This is a genomic window from Sulfitobacter sp. EE-36, from assembly GCF_000152605.1.
Lineage (GTDB): Bacteria > Pseudomonadota > Alphaproteobacteria > Rhodobacterales > Rhodobacteraceae > Sulfitobacter > Sulfitobacter pontiacus.
The window spans coordinates 87,348-101,850 of record NZ_AALV01000004.1; the positions used below are offsets into that span (position 1 = coordinate 87,348).

Below are 14,503 nucleotides of genomic sequence, written 5' to 3' on the forward strand. Positions count from 1 at the left end.
TAGAGATTATGAATGGTTTAGGTGGACTGAACAAATCTGACCAAGGTGTTGTGATTGGCATGGTTCAGTTGCAATTGCCGACTGTCGCGACCAAAGCCGAGCTGACAGCACAAACCGCCCGCGTGGTTGATCTGGTGGGCAAGGCGCGCCGCAATATGGCGACGATGGATCTCGTGGTATTCCCCGAATACATGCTCCACGGGCTGTCGATGAACACTGACCCCGAGATCATGTGTACGATGGATGGCCCCGAGGTCGCGGCGCTCAAGCAGGCCTGCGTCGACAATGACATCTGGGGCTGCTTTTCGATTATGGAGCTGAACCCCGGCGGATACCCTTACAATACGGGCCTGATTATTGACCCGCAGGGCGAGGTGCAGCTGTACTACCGCAAGATGCATCCTTGGGTCCCGGTAGAACCGTGGGAGCCGGGCAATGGGGGCATTCCGGTCTGCACCGGCCCCAAAGGGGCCAAAATCGGGCTGATCATCTGCCACGACGGGATGTTCCCCGAAATGTCGCGTGAAGCGGCGTATAAAGGGGCCGAAATCCTGATCCGCACTGCGGGCTATACCGCCCCGATGCGCGAGGCATGGCGGTTTACCAATCAATCCAACAGCTTCTGCAACCTGATGATCACTGCGAACGTGTGCATGTGCGGCTCTGACGGGACGTTCGACAGCATGGGCGAGGCAATGATCATCGACCACGAAGGCACCGTCATCGCGCATGGCAAAACCGGGCGCGTGGACGAGATCATTACCGCCGAGGTCCGCCCCGATATCGTCCGCGAGGCACGCATCGGCTGGGGCGTGGAAAACAACCCCTATCAGTTCGGGCATCGCGGATATGTTGCCGTGAAGGGTGGGGCGCAGGATTGCCCCTATACCTATATGACCGATCTCGCGCAGGGGGCCTATCGCCTGCCATGGGAGGATGAGGTCAAGGTCACTGACGGTACAAGCTGTGGCTTCCCGCTGCCCAACCGTAGATTCAACGAGCAGGGGCCGCAGTCGTGACCACCGTTCAAAGCCACCCCTACGCCTGGCCCTATAACGGCGATCTGCGCCCCGAGAATACGGCGCTGGTCATTATCGATATGCAGACCGATTTCTGCGGGGTCGGCGGGTATGTCGATCACATGGGCTATGATCTGTCGCTGACCCAGGCACCTATCGCGCCAATCAAGGCGCTGCTGGCGGACATGCGGGCCAAAGGCTACCACATCATCCACACCCGCGAAGGGCATCGCCCTGATATGGCGGATCTGCCCGCGAACAAGCGCTGGCGCAGTCAGCAGATCGGGGCCGGGATCGGCGACAGCGGCCCCTGCGGCAAGATCCTGATCCGTGGCGAGGCGGGGTGGGACATCATTCCGGAACTCGCCCCGCTGGAGGGAGAGACAATCATCGACAAACCCGGCAAGGGCAGTTTCTATGCCACTGATCTGGAACTGATCCTGCGCACAAGGCAGATCGACAATCTGATCCTCACCGGCATCACAACCGATGTTTGCGTTTCCACCACCATGAGAGAGGCGAATGATCGCGGGTTCGAATGTGTGGTCGTTGAGGATTGCTGCGGTGCCACTGACCCCGCAAACCATGCCGCGGCCATTAAGATGGTCACAATGCAGGGCGGCGTCTTTGGGGCCGTGACGACCAGCGCTGATCTGATTGCGGGGCTGCCGTCATGACAGTGCATGCGCGTACGTCTGGCGATGCCATCAGCGTCGAAGCCATCGGCATGACCATGCGCTTTGGCGACTTCACAGCGCTCGACGATGTCTCTCTCAAGATACCGGCGGGCAGCTTCCATGTGTTGTTGGGCGAAAACGGGGCCGGGAAATCGACGTTGGTGAAATGCCTCATGGGGTTTAACCGCGCAACACATGGCGAGATGATCGTGGACGGGGCTCAGGCCTTCATGACCGACCCGAAGGTCGCGCAATCGCTGGGACTGGGAATGGTCTATCAGCACTTTACCCTCGTGCCCGCGCTGACCGGTGCAGAAAACCTCGTGATCAGCCGCACCGACACCCCAAGCGTTATCGACTGGGCACAAGAACATCAGTCGCTTCGGTCCTTCATGGCGACGATGCCGTTTAACGTGCCGCTCGACCGACCGGTGAGCCAGCTTGCCGCAGGCGAAAAGCAAAAGCTCGAGATCATCAAACAGCTCTACCTTGGCAATCGCTTTCTGATCCTAGACGAGCCGACATCCGTGCTGACCCCTGCCGAGGCAGATGAGGTTCTCGGCCATATCCGCGCTATGACGGACGCGGGCGCGCTGACTGTGCTCATGATCTCGCACAAGTTCCGCGAGGTGACGGCATTTGCCGATCACGTCACGATCTTGCGCCACGGAAAATACGTCGCCGGCGGCGCAGTTTCCGAGATGAGCGTGGAAGACATGAGCGCTGCCATGATGGGCAAAGCGCCTGTACACAATCCGCGTGTTCGCGTTGATACGGTACGCAAACCTGTGCTGCACCTAAACGGCATTCGGGCACAAGACCGCAGCGGGTTGAACAGCATCCAGATCGACGACGTTACCCTGCATTCCGGCGAGGTTCTGGGTATCGCTGGTATCTCGGGCAACGGCCAGATGGAGCTGATGGAAATCCTGACAGGTCAGCGTCGTCTTCAAGCCGGAGAGATACGGGCAAACGGCACCCCCTACACCGCCACACGGGCAGAGGCGCGGCAGCATAAAATCCGCTACCTGCCCGAAGAACCCCTGCGCAATGCCTGCGCCCCCAAGATGAGCGTCGCCGATAATCTTGCGTTCAAGATGTTCGATGTCAGGCGCAACGGCCGGCCTGCCTTCTGGTGCAATCGCAAAGATATGGCGCGCAATGCCGATTGGCTGATTGCCGAGTTCAACGTCAAGACAACCTCCCCCGATGCCCGTATCGCTTCGCTGTCGGGCGGGAACGTTCAGCGGGCTGTTCTGGGCCGCGAGCTGACCGGTGAGGTGAATGCGCTGATCATATCAAACCCCTGTTTCGGGCTGGATTTTGGTGCGGTCTCCGCCATTCGCGACCGCATCATCGAAGCCCGCAATAACGGCACAGCAGTGCTGCTGATCAGCGAGGACCTTGACGAGATCATGGAGCTTTCTGACCGCATATTGGTCATGTCAGAAGGGCGCATTGCCTTTGAAACCACCGCCGCCGCGGCAGATCTGACAGAGATCGGGCAGCATATGGCAGGGCATGCCGCATGACACAGATCCCCGCCCGACCTTTCGATTTTCCGCTCGCCCGTGATCAAGTCGCGCTGATCATTATCGACATGCAGCGCGATTTTGTCGAACCGGGTGGCTTTGGCGCCAGCCTTGGCAACGATGTCCGCCCGCTGCAGGCAATCGTGCCCACGGTTGCGCGGCTGCTTGCAGGCTTTCGCACCGCAGGCCTGCCGATCTTCCACACGCGCGAAGCACACCGCGCCGATCTGTCCGACTGCCCGCCTGCCAAACGTCTACGCGGTGCGCCTGCGTTACGTATTGGGGACCCCGGTCCAATGGGCCGTGTGTTGATCGCAGGCGCACCCGGTTGCGAGATCATCCCCGCGCTGACCCCGCTGCCCGATGAACCCGTCATCGATAAACCCGGCAAAGGTGCCTTCTACGCCACTGACCTCGGCGATCAGCTTGCCGCACGGGGGATCACCCAGCTTGTCTGCGCAGGTGTCACGACCGAGGTTTGCGTACAAACCACGATGCGCGAGGCCAATGATCGCGGGTTTGAATGCCTCTTGGCTACCAATGCCACCGAAAGCTATTTCCCAAGCTTCAAAGCTGCCGCGATAGAGATGATCGTCGCCCAAGGGGGCATCGTCGGCTGGGCAACCGATACGGATGCAATTCTAGGAGCGATCAATGGCTGAGGGTCTGCCATCACCAAACGTGTTTCGGGGCCTCGTGCCCGACGGTTGGCAAAACATGACGTTCGAGCCTTTCCGCGACGGGGTCGAGATTTGCCACCTTGGCCGCGGTGGTCCGGACGTCGCCTTGCTGCGCTACGCCCCCGGTGCCTCTGTTCCCCGTCATCGCCATCAAGGGTTGGAGGTGATCATCGTCCTGTCCGGCAGCCAAAGTGATGACCATGGGCGGTATCGCGCCGGGGATGTCGTGCTGAACCCGAAAGGAAGCGAACATGAGGTCTGGTCCGTGGATGGATGTACCGTCCTGATCCAGTGGGAACGCCCGGTGACGTTTGTCGACTGAGCAGCACGTCTTTTCCGGATCGCAATGCTGAGCGCGGAACTGCTGCTTTTGCAAAGTTGTAAGGTCAATTTTCATGCGTGTCTTGGATTTAAATTTGGCCGTAAGCCGTGTCGTTGCAAAGCCGAGGGATTAGCGACAAATGCCTCCGTATCCGTAGGTGGTCTCATTCGTTCGGACAGGTTTGCGCCCAGTTTAACGTGCATTTGTTTAAGCCAGCAGCAACTACACTAAATTGTTCAAAGCCAGGGACCTGAGAATACAACCGTCAGCCCGGCCGCGCAGAGCGCGATCGTCGGTATGTGTCGGCGCGCTCCGATCAGACCGGACGAGAGTAACCTCAGCCCCAAGGCCACGCCCGCCGCCGCCAAGAGAGCGGCCAGTGGTGAACCGCCGCGGGTTTACCGGAGAGTTTCTGGTTCAATGATTAAGCTGCTTTTTCGGCAGCGTTCAAGGTTTCGTAGAATACCTCCTCTGCTTCTTGCGGCGTGACGTAGCCGATGGCGCTGTGCAGTCGAGTGTTGTTATACCAGTCGACCCACTTCAGTGTTTCCCACTCGACCTGGCCGACGATCTTGCGGGCGAAGACGTCGATCACGAAGGCGACATAGACCATACCCTACCAGCTTGAGACATAGGTGAAATCGTCGTCCATTGGGCTCGGACCAATGGCACCACAATGAACGACCCCAGAGCCGGTTCGGCATATCGGCGACGAAGGCCCGGTTCACCTTGTCAGCCGCGGGGGGTGAGCTGTATCGGGGGTGGTCGTGATCACCTTCTTGCCACGGGCAACACCTTGTAATGTCAAGATCTTCATCAGCCGCTCCACCGTGCAGCGGGCGATGTCGTGTCCGCTGCGGCGCAGTTGATGCCAGACCTTGCGCGCGCCATACCGGCCCCGGCTGCTATCGAATGCCTGCTTGATGGCGGCCATGTCCAGTTGATCCTGCCTAGCCCGGTCCGATGCCAGGTCCGGATCACGCTCCACGGCCTTGAAGGCGTAATATGTCGATGGTGCGATCCCCAAGACCCGGCAGATCGGCCCGACACCAAAGACGCCACGATGATTGTCGATGAACGCGATCATTTGCGGAACGGGCGGTCGAGCTCCGCCGCCGCGAAATATGCGCTGGCCTTCTTCAGGATCTCGTTGGCTTGGCGCAGTTCACGGACCTCACGCTCAAGTTCCTTGATCCGATCTTTCTCGGCACTTGTCAGCCCGGCCCGTTGCCCGGCATCGCGTTCGGCCTGCTGACACCAGACGCGCAAGCTGTCCGGTGAACAGCCAAGCTTCGGCGCAATTGCCTTATAGGCTGCCGTGTCGCTGGCATAATCAGTACGGTTCTCTCGGAAAAGCCGAACACCGCGTTCGCGAAGCTCGGCAGGATAGGCGGGGGTGAATCTCTGCTTGGTCATAGGGCTCATCCTTTGAGTGTTTTACTCTCCGGTAAACCCGGGGCGGTTCAGTAACGGCCTAGGCCGGGCCGTTGTTGTCCATGTCGAGGAACATCTTCCACGCGCCGGTTTTGTCGCGCTTATAGCCAAGCACCAAGCGGCCCTCGGGCGTATTGACCTCGCCTGTGTCACGCATCTTCATCGTGCCGTAGAAACGGCCCGATACGATGACAGTGTCGCCGTATTCCTGCAGGTCTTCGATATCATAACCAGAGGTGATTTCTGCGGCGGCGATACGCGGGTTGTACTTGTCGCGGATCGCCTGCGTGCCTGTTGTGACAGGCTGGCGTTCGTTCACCGTCATCACCTCGGGATGGCACGAGGCCACCATCCGTTCGATGTCACCATTATCGAGGCCAGTGTTCCACTCAGCGATGGCGGCTTGGATTTCTTCAAGTACTGTCATTGTCTTGCTCCTTGGTCTGTTGATTGAAGGCCCGGTCATCGACCTGATCTTCGCGTTTTCATTTCCATCTTGCTGAGAATGTAGACGGCTGTTATCGTAAGGATAACCCCACTTTAACCTGATACAGTGATCGGAATAGCGAACAATGGCCCGTAGAAGCTTTGGTGACATTCGTGTTTTTGTCGAAGTCGCGCGCCGCGGCGGCTTCCGTGCAGCTGCCGAGCACCTTCAGCAAGCCCCCGCCTCGGTGAGCGAGGCCATCCAACGGTTCGAGGACCGTCTGGGTGTGCGTCTGTTTGAACGGTCATCACGCTCCGTCGTGCTGACACGCGCAGGCGAACAGCTCTATGATAAAAGCCTGCCCGCCATTGTGGATCTGGAAGGTGCGCTGGATGACATCCATGCGCAGAAGGACGAGGTCGCAGGCACCTTGAGGCTTTCGGCTCCCTACAGCGCTGGCCCCTTCTTTCTGGATGATCTGGTCGCACGTTTCGCGACTGCATTTCCGACGGTCGATGTTGAAGTCATCTATGATGACAAAAAGGTCGATCTTCTGACGTCAGGCATCGACGCCGCGATCCGTTCAAACACGTTGCTTGGACCAGATACACATGCTGTCTCTGTTGGACCAGAGCTGGAAATGACCATCGTCGGTTCGGCCGAGTACCTTGCGGGGAAGGGGACGCCTGCGCATCCGCGCGATATCCTGAAGCACGATGCAATCTGCTATGCCTTTGGCTCGGGCGCTCATCTGGCCCCGTGGGGGTTCGACGGGCCGGAGGGCCTGTACACGATACAGCCGAAACCGCGCATGGTGGCGAACGACATGCGGTCGCTGCTGACCTATGCACAGCAAGGGCTTGGTCTTGCGTATCTGTACAGGGAAATAGCCCTGCCTCATCTGGAAAAAGGCGGCCTGACCGAAGTTCTAAGCGGCCATGTGGGGCAGCTTCCGCGCTATTCCTTGAATTACCGCAGCAAGCGGAACATGACGCGCCGGCTCAGAGCTTTCGTCGATATGGCAAAGGCGTAGCGCAAGTCAGGTCTTGGCGCTATCGGAACAAAGCTCCGGATCATCCGCGAGATGGTCAATAAGCGCCCGCACCCGCGTTGTAAGGCGCCTGTTCTGGGGGAAGAGCGCAGCAACGGCATAGGGCGAAACCCGATGCTCGGCGAAAAGCTCCACCAGATCACCGGATCTGAAGGCATCCGCTACCGTGTAGGCGGGGCAACGGGCAATTGCAGCGCCTGTTGCGGCAAGCCGGGCTGCAGCTGCGGGCGCGTTCATGCGGAAACGCCCGCGGACCGGAACAGCCTCTTCCTGACCATTGATATCAAACCTCCAGATGGTCGGCTCGGTCATGTTCCCGTCAAGAATACACTCATGCGTGGCCAGCGCCCGCGGATGATCCGGCGTTCCGGTGCGCTCCAGATAGGCGGGCGACGCACACACGACCAACGGCATTGGGCCCAGTTGCCGTACCTTGAGCGAGCTGTCGCGCATCGGGCCAATCCTGATGGCGAGGTCAAAGCCCTCCTCAATGATCGACACGCGGCGGTCAGAGAATTGCAAATTAAGGTCCACATTGGGGTGTTTCGCCCCGAACTTTGCCAGCGACGGCGTCAGCCGCAAAGCTCCGAATCCGGTGGGGGCCGAAATATGTATCGCCCCCCTGAGCGAGGTCTGATCGTGTCTGACCCTCTCCTCCAACTCGTCAAAGCCATCAAGAAGCGGCTCACATAGCGCGAGATATGTCGCACCAGCGTCTGTCAAAGAGACACTCCGCGTCGTGCGATTAAGCAACTGCACCCCGAGCGCGTTTTCCAAGTCAGCGACATATTTGCTGACCAATCGGGCAGATCGTCCCATACGCTGCGCGGCAATCGTGAAAGAGGCGTTCTTGGCGACAAGGGCAAAGGCCCGCATCCGGTCGATTTTATCCATCTCATTGCGCCTCATCAGGGCTTAAATATACGCCAATTTAGACAATTATCGCCGGAATGCGCAACTGGTAGGGCTTGCACATATCTTGAAAAATGACTGGAGACACCGATGTCAAACGCCGTTCGCATTCACCATTTCGCAAAATCAGGTCACGCCCACCGGGCCTTGGTGTTTGCGAAACTCGCAGGGATCGCACATGAGGAAGTTCCCCTAGATCTGGCAGGTGGTGAACATAAATCGCCTGAGTTTCTGGCCATGAACCCGAACGGGCAGGTCCCGGTCTTGCAAGATGGGGATGTAACCGTATCGGACTCCAACGCAATCCTCGTCTACCTCGCACGGACATATGCGCCGGACTGGATGCCAAGCACGCCGATCGGTGAGGCCAATGTTCAACGCTGGCTGACACTTGCAGCAGGCGAAGTTGCCTTCGGGTCCTGTGCCGCACGACTGATCACCGTTTTCGGCGCGCCCTTGGACGTAGATTTCGCCGATGCAACAGCGACCAAGGCAATGCAAAAACTGGAACATGGGCTGGAAGGTCGCGATTGGTTGGTTGGCGATCGCCCGACAATCGCCGATGTTGCGAATTATTCCTATACCGCCCATGCGCCCGAGGGGAACGTCTCGCTTGATCCCTACCCGAATGTCCGCGCATGGCTCACCCGTTTCGAAGCCCTGCCCGGGTTTCAGGCCATGCCAGCAACCGCTGTTGGCCTTGCGGCTGAATAAGGGGGCGGCCATGACATCCGAAGCCCCGCGCCATCCGGGTCTAAGCGATCTGGGGCTATAGCGCTGACGCCGTAACACCAATAACCGCTGACGCCTTTCAGTCCTAAAGAAAGGCGTCAGCGCAAACACCGCAACACGACCGCTTTTCAGACGAACGATTGGAACACGAAATGGCCCAGTTTCATAAATCCCATAAAGGCGAGCTGCGGCTTCAGGAGCGGCGCAACACGCCCAAGGAATTGATCTCATCCATTCCCCAGTACATCGCCCCTGACATGCCACAGCAGCACGCGGATTTCTTTGCTGAACTGCCTTATTTGCCGCTCGCAACACTGGATCACGACGGGCGGCCTTGGGTGAGCCTTCTGGTTACACGATCGGAGAGTGACCCGTCGGTAGACATCAAAATTTGCGATCAAAACACAATGGAGGTTGTTGCCGAAAGCAACCCATACGATCCCTTCGCGCGGGCATTGATGCAAGATCCGACCTCTGGTCATGCGCAGAAACTCTTTGCCGGCGTAGGGGTCGATTTCAGCAATCGCCGGCGCAACAAAATCGCCGGGCAAATTAGTGCGGCATCTGTTGAAGAGAGCGGAAAAATTCGCTTGCACTTGGCGTCCGATCAACATCTGGGAAACTGTCCCAAATATATTACCGTGCGTGAGTTGGCGTATGAAAAACGCAGTGCAGGCCTCGTGTATGACAGCTTTGAAACCCACACCGCCGCTTTGCCGGATGCCGCCAAAGCCGTTGTGGTCCAAGCCAGCACGGTGTTTTTGGCGACAAAGCACAGTGCAGATGAGGCCAGTTCTGGCATCAAGACCGACATGGGCGTCAATCACCGCGGTGGCGCACCGGGTTTTACCCGCATCTACGAAGACGCTAATGGTGACGACATCACGACGTATCTGGTTTTGCCCGACCATTCTGGCAATCGCTTCTATCAATCTTTGGGAAATATCGAGACGGACCCACAAGTCGGACTCGTTTTTCCAGATTTCACGACAGGCAGTGTCCTTTACATTACGGGGGATGCCGAAAACTTGCTTGATGACGATGCAGAAGCACTTATTCCACGCGTGAGCCTGCTCACGCGTATCAAAGTGACAGGTGCCGTCTTTGTTAAAGACGGTCTAAACCTCAAGTTAACATCTCAAGAGCAGTTCTCGCCGTATAACCCGCCGGTCAAGCTCCTGCGTCGGGAAATGCAAGAGATGGGGCATGTACTGGTTGCTCACGAAACCGAAACCCCCATCACAGCCACACTCGCATCGACAGAAACGCTTTCTGAGAGCATCAAGACTTTCAATTTCGAACTGTCACAGCCTGTCAGTGTGCCATTGCCCGGCGGGTTCGGTGTCTTCGACTTCTCAAACCTTTTGGACTCGGGATACAGGCATATGAACGAAGCCAATCCGCAGCTGGTCAACGAAGACTACGTGCGAACTTGGACGATTTCGAATACGCCCGTTTTCGACCCTGGCAGCAACGAGTTTGCTGCCACCAATCAGGTGAGCGTCACCGTGAAAAAGAAACCGGGCGGCTTGATGTCCAACGTTCTTCACGCCAACGCTTACAAACTTATCGAACAAAGGCTGCCGGTTGAGTTCAAAGGTTCTGGTGCAGGCTTTACATGCTTTGAGCCGGGTACTCAGAATGCTCCTCCAAGTGTTTCATCCAAGATGCTCTGGATCGCGGGCGGTGTCGGCATTACACCATTCATGGCGATGTGGGACGGTATCCTCCAACTGGCGAACGCTCACCCGCAAACAACGACTGACATCGTCCTCCTGTTTTCTGGTCGTGGTGATGACATCAAAGTTCTGAAGCATTTTGTCCGGCAAGTTGGTCCTGTCCCCGCCAATGTGAAACTGGGCATTGTGGCGTTTCAAAGCATCGGCGATGATTCACTGGTCGCAAAATCTGCACGGGAGGATCTGCGTCTGGCATTTTCTGAGGATGCGCTGCAGATCAAAGAACGTCGCGCGCAGGTTGAAGATATTCAATCCATCTCCGCACTCGACAAGCGAGAGGTCTATATGTGCGGACCCGATGCGTTCATGAGGTGGAGCGAAGCAACCCTCATCACACTAAACGTCGAAGAAGGGCGACGTCATCGCGAGTCCTTCGTCTTCTGAGTACAAAATTCATAAAGCCAACGACGATTTTACCCGCAGTCACTAATTTTGAACCAAATTTTTGCGGCGCTATGTACGCATGGCTGGTCTATCCACCGTGCGGCAGCACTAGACTTTACACCGACGCAGCATTTCCCGTGCTGCATGCGCGCCGAGCGACACCGTGCGCAGCTCACCGCGAAATCTTAGATACTTTAGTCAACTGTCGTTTGCATTTCAGTGGGACCTCAGAATGTATCCACGTCGGGCACCGGGAACAGCAAGGTGACACGGTCTGGGTTCATTTCTGCGATGATGATGGTCCCATCGCGCTGAACAGCCAATCCGTGACCAAAGGTTGAAAAGGTGCGACAGCGACCGACCAACTCACCACTCGGAGAATAAGCGGACAGACGCGGGGTCTGGTCACTGACCAGCAATAGGCCATCAGGCGTTAGCGCCAGCGCCATCGGCTTGTACAATCCCTCAATCTGACCCAGCCAAGTGCCATCCCCATCAAAAAGCTGAACGCGGTTGTTCTCACGGTCCGCGACACAGAGCCTGCCTTGCCCGTCGAACAACAGGCTGTGCGGGGTCGAGAACGCGCCCGGTTCAGCACCGGGGTGTCCAAAGGTCTTGAGGTGGCGCAGTTCCGGGTCAAAGATGTGAACCGCGCTGTTCCCGTATCCGTCAGCGACATAATAGCGGCCGTCGGGACCTTGGGTGCAATCGCAGGGATGGTTGAAGGGGCGCCCCAAGCCCGGCCGCTCCGCGCAGTCCATCCGCGTGATCTCGTGCATCGTTTCATCGAGTAGCACGATCTTGTGGCCATCCATGTCCGTGGCGGCCAATTGGTTCGCAGAGGTGGCGCGCAGCCCGTGGCCGCATACGAACTGCGGCAGATCGATGCCTTCGCCACTCATTGCACCGTTTGGCCCGAGTATGACCAGCTCAGGCGCTTGCCGCCTGAGAACAACGATCCTGTCGCCCAAGACCGCGACATCGGAAAGGCCCGACAGCATTGGATCGCTGACATGGCGCACGCGGTAGCGTTGCGTGCGCAAGGCCACATAGGCGCAAGGGCGTTTCGTCGTCTCGCTCACAATGCGCCCTGCAATGTTTCGGCCATGGTGATGAGCATCGCATCCCGGCCTGCCGGAGCGGTCAACATTAGCCCCGTGCCGGGGTGGTCGGTGATGGGTATGCTGACCGAACAGCCGTCGATCACATTCGCAAGGCTGGTGTTGCGCAGCGCCAGCAGGTTGATCCGGTCATAGGTCGCGTCGTCGTTCAGATCATCCGGCTTCGGCGGCATGATGGCCACGCTTGGCAAGGCCACGGGCGTGTCGCCAAAGAGCCGGTCTGCCCGTGCGATCAGTGCTTCCCGCGCGGCTATCGTGCGGGCGAATTCGATGCCGGTGACGCCGTCCGCCCGGGCCATACGCGAGGCGACGCGCGGATCAAGTTCGGCACGTGTCTGGTCAAAATAGGCCCCGTGGTGGGCGCGGGACTCGACTGCCGAGAATTGCCAAACGGGTAGGGCGCGGTAGTCCTCGAAAAAATCGAGGGTCTGTCGTCGTACGCTGACGCCAGATGCCCGAAGCACTTCGAGCGCGGCTTCAAAGGCGTCGACGACTTCGGTATCCAACCCGTCCATGCCGAAGTTCTCCGGCACGATGACTGCACGCGGTGCAGAGGACGCGGGAAGCGGTCGGTCTCGTAGCACGTTCAACACCGGCCGCAGCAGGCCAACGTCTCGGGTTAGCACCCCGACACTATCCAGCGAATGCGACAGCGGCACCGCCCCCTCGCGCGAGATCGTTTGCGCTGTGGCTTTGAACCCGAATAACCCGCAAAAGGCCGCCGGAATACGTGCGGAGCCGCCGGTGTCTGTCCCAAGCGCGATGTCAGCCACACCTCGCGCCACGGCAGAGGCACCGCCCGAGGTCGATCCACCCGCGATACAGCCTTCTTTCAACGGGGTGAGGGGGGTGCCGTAATGTGGGTTCAGGCCAAGACCGGAATAGGCGAATTCCGTCATATTTGCGTGACCAACGAGCCCCGCCCCTGCACCGCGCAGCCGCGCGACCGTCACAGCGTCCTTGATGGCGGGTGACGCGTCTTTACGGACCAGCGATCCCGCACGGGTGACTTGGCCCCGCACGTCGAACAGGTCTTTGACTGCTACGTTCAGCCCTGATAGCGGCCCTTCGCCTTCGACCGGATCATCGAAGGTGCGGGTGAAATCGGGCGCCAAAGCGCGCGCGCGGGCCGCGTCGAGGAGAGATTGAGGGGTCTGTGTCATCAAATCAGCCTTTAAATCGTTTGCTCTACAAGCCATGTCGCGATGCCGGGGAAAGCCGTCAGCAGGATTACGGCCAGCACAAGGATCAAGAAATAGGGGACGATCATACGAGTGATCTCGAAGATCGACTTGCCTGTCAGGTTCTGGATCACGAACAGGTTGAACCCCAGCGGCGGCGTGATCTGCGCCATTTCGACGACGATGATCAGATAGATCCCGAACCATACCGGATCGATCCCAACGGCAGCCACGGCGGGCATCACAACCGAGGTCGTGAGCACCACGATGGAGATTCCGTCTAGGAAACAGCCAAGCAGCACGAAGAACACCGTCAACACAGCAATCAACCCCGGTGCGCCCAACCCACTGGCAGAGATGATTTCGGCCAGTTGCCCGGGCAAGCCGGAGAAGCTCATGGCCGAAGTGAGAAAGGCCGCGCCAAGCAGGATCAGGCCGATCATGGCAGAGGTGCGGGTGGCACCCAAAAGCGAGGCGATGAAACTGTCGCGGTTCAGCGACCGGCCAAAGGCCGCGATGATGAGCGCCCCGGCCACACCGATGGCTGCGGCTTCGGTCGCGGTGGCGACCCCGGCATAGATCGACCCGATGACCCCGATGATCAAACCGACCACCGGCAGCAACATCCGCAGGCGGTGCAGGCGCTCAGCGATCGGTAGACGGGGTTCGGGGGCGGGCACGCCATCGGGGTTCATTTTTGCCCAGATCGCGATATAGCCCGAGAACAGCGCCATGAGCATCAGCCCCGGCACCACGCCCGCAATGAACAGACGGTTCACGGACACTTGGGCCGCGACGCCATAGACGATCATCACGATCGACGGCGGGATCAACAGGCCAAGCGTGCCCGATCCAGCCAAAGAGCCGATGGCAAGACGGTCGGCATAGCCGCGCGATTTCAGTTCGGGCAGGGAAATGCGGCCAACCGTGGCGGTGGTGGCTGCCGATGATCCCGACACAGCGGCAAAGATCCCGCAGCCCGCAACGTTGACATGCGCCAACCCACCGGGCAGCCGCCCGACCCAAGGGGCGAGCCCGGAAAACAGGTCTTCGGCCAGACGGGTGCGGTAGAGAATTTCGCCCATCCAGATGAACAGCGGCAGTGCCGTTAGCGTCCAGCTGGCGGAATGCGCCCACATAGTGGTCCCGAGGATCGCATCGACCGGCGTCGAGGTGAACATCATGAAGATCACGACGCCCGACGCCATCAGTGCCACGCCAACCCAGATGCCCAAGCCCAAAAGGACGAGCAGAGACACGACCAGAACGGCGGATTGCAGAAAAATATCCAT

At 58.7% G+C, this 14,503-nt stretch carries 13 protein-coding genes, 1 pseudogene and 1 other annotated feature; of the genes and pseudogenes, 8 read left to right on the plus strand and 6 right to left on the minus strand.

Annotated elements, in window-relative coordinates; translation table 11 throughout:
- Positions 1-8: 8 nt before the first annotated feature.
- The 5 genes from EE36_RS00415 to EE36_RS00435 are packed head-to-tail and all read left to right on the plus strand — an operon-like array spanning position 9 to position 4,230.
- A complete protein-coding gene (locus tag EE36_RS00415) occupies positions 9-1,019 on the plus strand; it encodes a formamidase (protein WP_005848363.1) in 1,011 nt (336 codons plus the stop codon).
- The gene (locus tag EE36_RS00420) at positions 1,016-1,696 is read left to right on the plus strand and encodes a cysteine hydrolase family protein (protein WP_005848365.1); all 681 of its coding nucleotides are present in this window, start codon (positions 1,016-1,018) and stop codon (positions 1,694-1,696) included. The genes EE36_RS00415 and EE36_RS00420 overlap by 4 nt, the downstream gene beginning before the upstream one ends.
- Entirely contained in the window at positions 1,693-3,228 is a 1,536-nt protein-coding gene (locus EE36_RS00425) for an ABC transporter ATP-binding protein (protein ID WP_005848367.1), read from the plus strand. The genes EE36_RS00420 and EE36_RS00425 overlap by 4 nt, the downstream gene beginning before the upstream one ends.
- Entirely contained in the window at positions 3,225-3,890 is a 666-nt protein-coding gene (locus tag EE36_RS00430; RefSeq protein ID WP_005848369.1) for a cysteine hydrolase family protein, read from the plus strand. Before EE36_RS00425 ends, EE36_RS00430 begins: the two co-directional genes overlap by 4 nt.
- Positions 3,883-4,230 carry a cupin domain-containing protein gene (locus EE36_RS00435; RefSeq protein WP_039911175.1) on the plus strand — a complete coding sequence of 116 codons (348 nt, stop codon included), beginning with the start codon at positions 3,883-3,885 and terminating at the stop codon, positions 4,228-4,230. Before EE36_RS00430 ends, EE36_RS00435 begins: the two co-directional genes overlap by 8 nt.
- 424 nt (positions 4,231-4,654) lie before the next feature.
- Here EE36_RS00435 and EE36_RS17240 read toward each other — a convergent pair.
- Together EE36_RS17240 and EE36_RS00450 are read right to left on the minus strand one after the other, a co-directional pair.
- A pseudogene (locus tag EE36_RS17240) lies at positions 4,655-5,646 on the minus strand (IS3 family transposase).
- Positions 5,243-5,359, minus strand: a sequence feature (AL1L pseudoknot). (Overlaps the previous pseudogene by 117 nt.)
- 58 nt (positions 5,647-5,704) lie before the next feature.
- Complete coding sequence (locus tag EE36_RS00450; RefSeq protein WP_005848378.1) at positions 5,705-6,091, minus strand: DUF4440 domain-containing protein; 387 nt, start codon at positions 6,089-6,091, stop codon at positions 5,705-5,707.
- A 145-nt stretch (positions 6,092-6,236) separates the two neighbouring features.
- Here EE36_RS00450 and EE36_RS00455 point away from each other — a divergent pair, with 145 nt between their 5' ends.
- Positions 6,237-7,124: a LysR family transcriptional regulator gene (locus tag EE36_RS00455; protein WP_005848380.1), complete on the plus strand. Its 888-nt coding sequence runs from the start codon at positions 6,237-6,239 to the stop codon at positions 7,122-7,124.
- 6 nt (positions 7,125-7,130) lie between these two features.
- Here EE36_RS00455 and EE36_RS00460 read toward each other — a convergent pair whose 3' ends face one another.
- A complete protein-coding gene (locus EE36_RS00460) occupies positions 7,131-8,036 on the minus strand; it encodes a LysR family transcriptional regulator (protein WP_005848381.1) in 906 nt (301 codons plus the stop codon).
- 108 nt (positions 8,037-8,144) lie between these two features.
- Between EE36_RS00460 and EE36_RS00465 the strand changes: the two genes are divergently transcribed.
- Positions 8,145-8,768, plus strand: coding sequence for a glutathione S-transferase family protein (locus EE36_RS00465; RefSeq protein ID WP_005848383.1), 624 nt, complete (start codon positions 8,145-8,147; stop codon positions 8,766-8,768).
- A 170-nt stretch (positions 8,769-8,938) separates the two neighbouring features.
- Positions 8,939-10,909: a pyridoxamine 5'-phosphate oxidase family protein gene (locus EE36_RS00470; protein ID WP_005848384.1), complete on the plus strand. Its 1,971-nt coding sequence runs from the start codon at positions 8,939-8,941 to the stop codon at positions 10,907-10,909.
- Between the two features lie 227 nt (positions 10,910-11,136).
- Here EE36_RS00470 and EE36_RS00475 read toward each other — a convergent pair whose 3' ends face one another.
- The 3 genes from EE36_RS00475 to EE36_RS00485 are packed head-to-tail and all read right to left on the minus strand — an operon-like array spanning position 11,137 to position 14,503.
- The gene (locus tag EE36_RS00475; RefSeq protein WP_005848385.1) at positions 11,137-11,991 is read right to left on the minus strand and encodes a hypothetical protein; all 855 of its coding nucleotides are present in this window, start codon (positions 11,989-11,991) and stop codon (positions 11,137-11,139) included.
- Positions 11,988-13,193 carry an amidase family protein gene (locus EE36_RS00480; RefSeq protein ID WP_005848386.1) on the minus strand — a complete coding sequence of 402 codons (1,206 nt, stop codon included), beginning with the start codon at positions 13,191-13,193 and terminating at the stop codon, positions 11,988-11,990. Before EE36_RS00480 ends, EE36_RS00475 begins: the two co-directional genes overlap by 4 nt.
- Positions 13,194-13,204: 11 nt before the next feature.
- Positions 13,205-14,503, minus strand: a complete 1,299-nt coding sequence (locus EE36_RS00485; RefSeq protein WP_005848388.1) for a TRAP transporter large permease — start codon at positions 14,501-14,503, stop codon at positions 13,205-13,207.

Excerpts from the sequence above, each read along its gene's own strand:
- EE36_RS00435 (WP_039911175.1), top strand. The coding sequence starts at position 3,883 with ATGGCTGAGGGTCTGCCATCACCAAACGTGTTTCGGGGCCTCGTGCCC.
- EE36_RS00465 (WP_005848383.1), top strand. The coding sequence starts at position 8,145 with ATGTCAAACGCCGTTCGCATTCACCATTTCGCAAAATCAGGTCACGCC.
- EE36_RS00480 (WP_005848386.1), bottom strand. The coding sequence starts at position 13,193 with ATGACACAGACCCCTCAATCTCTCCTCGACGCGGCCCGCGCGCGCGCT.
- EE36_RS00470 (WP_005848384.1), top strand. The coding sequence starts at position 8,939 with ATGGCCCAGTTTCATAAATCCCATAAAGGCGAGCTGCGGCTTCAGGAG.
- EE36_RS00485 (WP_005848388.1), bottom strand. The coding sequence starts at position 14,503 with ATGGATATTTTTCTGCAATCCGCCGTTCTGGTCGTGTCTCTGCTCGTC.
- EE36_RS00450 (WP_005848378.1), bottom strand. The coding sequence starts at position 6,091 with ATGACAGTACTTGAAGAAATCCAAGCCGCCATCGCTGAGTGGAACACT.
- EE36_RS00415 (WP_005848363.1), top strand. The coding sequence starts at position 9 with ATGAATGGTTTAGGTGGACTGAACAAATCTGACCAAGGTGTTGTGATT.
- EE36_RS00455 (WP_005848380.1), top strand. The coding sequence starts at position 6,237 with ATGGCCCGTAGAAGCTTTGGTGACATTCGTGTTTTTGTCGAAGTCGCG.
- EE36_RS00430 (WP_005848369.1), top strand. The coding sequence starts at position 3,225 with ATGACACAGATCCCCGCCCGACCTTTCGATTTTCCGCTCGCCCGTGAT.
- EE36_RS00425 (WP_005848367.1), top strand. The coding sequence starts at position 1,693 with ATGACAGTGCATGCGCGTACGTCTGGCGATGCCATCAGCGTCGAAGCC.
- EE36_RS00460 (WP_005848381.1), bottom strand. The coding sequence starts at position 8,036 with ATGGATAAAATCGACCGGATGCGGGCCTTTGCCCTTGTCGCCAAGAAC.